At 54.9% G+C, this 2,684-nt stretch carries 4 protein-coding genes; 1 reads left to right on the top strand and 3 read right to left on the bottom strand.

Going from position 1 to position 2,684, the window contains the following annotated elements:
- The 3 genes from BOW51_RS09495 to BOW51_RS09485 form a co-directional block, all read right to left on the bottom strand.
- The coding region (locus tag BOW51_RS09495) for an STY4526/YPO1902 family pathogenicity island replication protein (protein ID WP_135568217.1) at positions 1-210 on the bottom strand (210 nt) is incomplete at its 3' end.
- Positions 211-215: 5 nt separating this feature from the next.
- The gene (locus tag BOW51_RS09490; RefSeq protein ID WP_078477508.1) at positions 216-1,793 is read right to left on the bottom strand and encodes a ParB family protein; all 1,578 of its coding nucleotides are present in this window, start codon (positions 1,791-1,793) and stop codon (positions 216-218) included.
- Positions 1,794-1,796: 3 nt separating this feature from the next.
- A complete protein-coding gene (locus tag BOW51_RS09485; RefSeq protein ID WP_078477510.1) occupies positions 1,797-2,063 on the bottom strand; it encodes a hypothetical protein in 267 nt (88 codons plus the stop codon).
- A gap of 42 nt (positions 2,064-2,105) precedes the next feature.
- Here BOW51_RS09485 and BOW51_RS09480 point away from each other — a divergent pair.
- Positions 2,106-2,684: LexA family protein (locus BOW51_RS09480; RefSeq protein WP_245828660.1), on the top strand; the 579-nt coding region annotated here is incomplete at its 3' end.

Raw genomic sequence — 2,684 nt, 5'->3', positions numbered from 1 at the left:
GTACACCTGCCGATTCAGGGCGATATCCAGACAGTGGGCACGAAGCGATTCAACACGGTAGAGGTCTGAGACGTTCATATCCCGCAGGGCCTCGATCTCGCGCGGACCGAATTTCATGTTTTGCAAAGCCACATGATCACCTTCGGCCAGGCAGCGAATGGCATACATCAATACGGCAGTGACCAGATCGGATTCCTTCGTGCTTTCCATCGCCTCTACTCCCAGACCGATACACCGGTATCCGCGGCGATACGTCGGATGCGTCGATAGGTATCCATCAAGGCCAGCAGATCACGCCAGTCCCGATCATCGAGTGGTCGCCAGAGCCGGTAGCCGGTGTGACCTGGATCCAGTGTCCAGATACTGCTGAACAACAGATCAGCATCTTCGGTCTCGAGTGCACGACGGAGGATGGATTCGTCCGGCAGCAGCGGCAGCATGGCATCGAGCGGCGCAAAGGTCATCTCAGCACAGGCCGCCAACTGCCACCACAGCATGGTGAGCTGACTCAAACTATCCTCGTCGAGCTGATCCGCCAGAGTTGGATCTGGAACATCGCGTAATACGAATCCCAATCCCTTGCCGGACACTGCTTCAACGAGGTCCGCCATGCCATTACGCTGGGCCAGTCGTGTCGCAAGTGTCCAGGCGCGACCACGCAAGGACTTCAGGTCGTTCGGGCTGGTATCGTTGGGGAGGTTCGGTAGTTCGGTCTCAGGTTCAGAAGTCTCTTTGACATCGTCATCCAGCAGGCCAGTATCCGGTGCACTACTGGGATTCGACTGATCCGGTAATTCCGGTGGTTGTTCATCAGTGGAGATTCGATCCGAACTGGATATACGCGAAGGTCCATCATCCTGATCAACATCATCATCGAACGATTCGTCTGTGGCGCACTCAGGTTCTGATGATTCCTCATCCGGTTTCGCTTCGGCCTCCGGAATCACCAGCTCCCTGCCGGCCATCTCTGCATCGAGCATCACGCGTACGGTATGAATGCTGACATCTAATGAAGCGGCAATTTCAGATTCCAATGCGCTGCGTAGTACATCTGTGTCCCAGTCGGGGCTATCGTACCGTTTGCATAGCGTCGTGAAGACCTCTTCGAAATCCTCTGCCGACTCGGAACACCGATCCTGCCAAATCTTTTGAGCGGCACGCTCCAATCTGCGAATGCGTTCCACATGTGGTCGGCCGAGTCCGCCTTCGAGCGCAATGGGGATGACGGGTAACAGTCGATGGACGGTGTATACCATCTGGGAAATACGCCCCTGGGTAATGCGATACCCGGCACGGCGGAGTTCGGTTTCGAGACGCCTTTGAGAGATCACGTCGAGACCGAGTTCTTCGGCAAGCAATTTTTGCGCTTCGCAAACAGCGCGTGCCTTATCGATGAAGGTAAGACCTCCACGCAGGTCGTTTTCGCGAAGATGCGCTAGCAGGACATCGGATTCGCAGCACCAGAGTTTAAGCAGGCAAGGTACTGCGGCAAAACGCGGATCACCGGTCTCGGCGAATAACTCCTTCAGTATGATCAGGCGCGTATTGCCACCGGCATGGACGATAAAGTCCGTCGCATCTGGCCGCTTCGTAACCACCAAAGGTTGATCCAGACCGGTATTGCGTATTGAGTCTCTGATCCGGTCATATTCGGGATTGCGGCCGTGACGCGGATTGTGCTCGTATGGCTGAATTCGGGAGATATCGATCATCTGCGGTGTCGCGCCTGTATTTGCTTCTCCCTGTTGCGATACAGATGAATTCACAGCCGGAGTTGGGGTTTTTCCGGCCATTGCTTATTCCCATCCCTGCAGGCCGACGAAAATCTCAGGGTAACGGACCAGGCTTTCCCGCGGTACCGGCTCCAGCCGTCCTCCTGATCGGTCCGCCACCCGCTGGCTGACCTGCTCAATTCGTGTCGCCATCTGGGGGCTCGCATGCCGGTGTTTACCAGCCAGCTGATACAAATATGCAACTGAATCGTTGCAAACGGTTGCCAACTCGGCGCGTTCCCGCTTGGTGGCATATTTCAAAAATGTCCTTAGCTTCATGATGCCGAACATTAGCACCATGCATATCTATCAGCAAGCTAACTCGCCAACTAAATGTTTATCTTTATGCTAAATTTCTGCTATATTCACTGCATGATGCGCATCCCAGAAAAAATTCGGTTGAAGAATCTCGAGCTTCTGATTACCGAAGCCGGCTCTGCTGCAAAACTGGCCGAACGCGTCGGCACCAACAGTTCCTATATCAGTCAGGTCCGGCGTCAGATGCGTACGAAGAAAGGTACTCCGCGGGGCATCGGCGACGATCTGGCGGAAAAACTGGAACGCGGAATGGACAAGCAGGAGGGCTGGATGGATACACCGCACAGGGATGAATGGGACCAGTCACACATCGCTGGCACAGAGGTCAACGCGCACGTCGGACCAGATATCCGCAGCCTATGCCCGGTGATCTCCTGGGTGCAGGCCGGTGAATGGATGGAAATCGCCGAAGGTTACCAGCCACAATACAGTCAGGAGTTGCTACCCTGCCCCGTTAGTTGCAGCAACGATTCTTACGTCCTGCGTGTACGTGGCGTCAGTATGGAACCCAAATTCCATGGCGGTGACCTGATCTTCGTGGATCCTCATGTCGACGCGGTCCATGGAAAGTATGTGGTCGTCATGATTGAAGAC

The organism is Solemya elarraichensis gill symbiont, from assembly GCF_002021095.1.
GTDB lineage: Bacteria > Pseudomonadota > Gammaproteobacteria > Chromatiales > Chromatiaceae.
Note: the sequence above shows the minus strand (reverse complement) of the source record. Positions and strands in the feature narration are given on the sequence as shown.

Bases quoted from the DNA above. Each gene is read 5' to 3' on its own strand.
- BOW51_RS09490 (WP_078477508.1), bottom strand. From the start codon at position 1,793: ATGGCCGGAAAAACCCCAACTCCGGCTGTGAATTCATCTGTATCGCAA.
- BOW51_RS09485 (WP_078477510.1), bottom strand. From the start codon at position 2,063: ATGTTCGGCATCATGAAGCTAAGGACATTTTTGAAATATGCCACCAAG.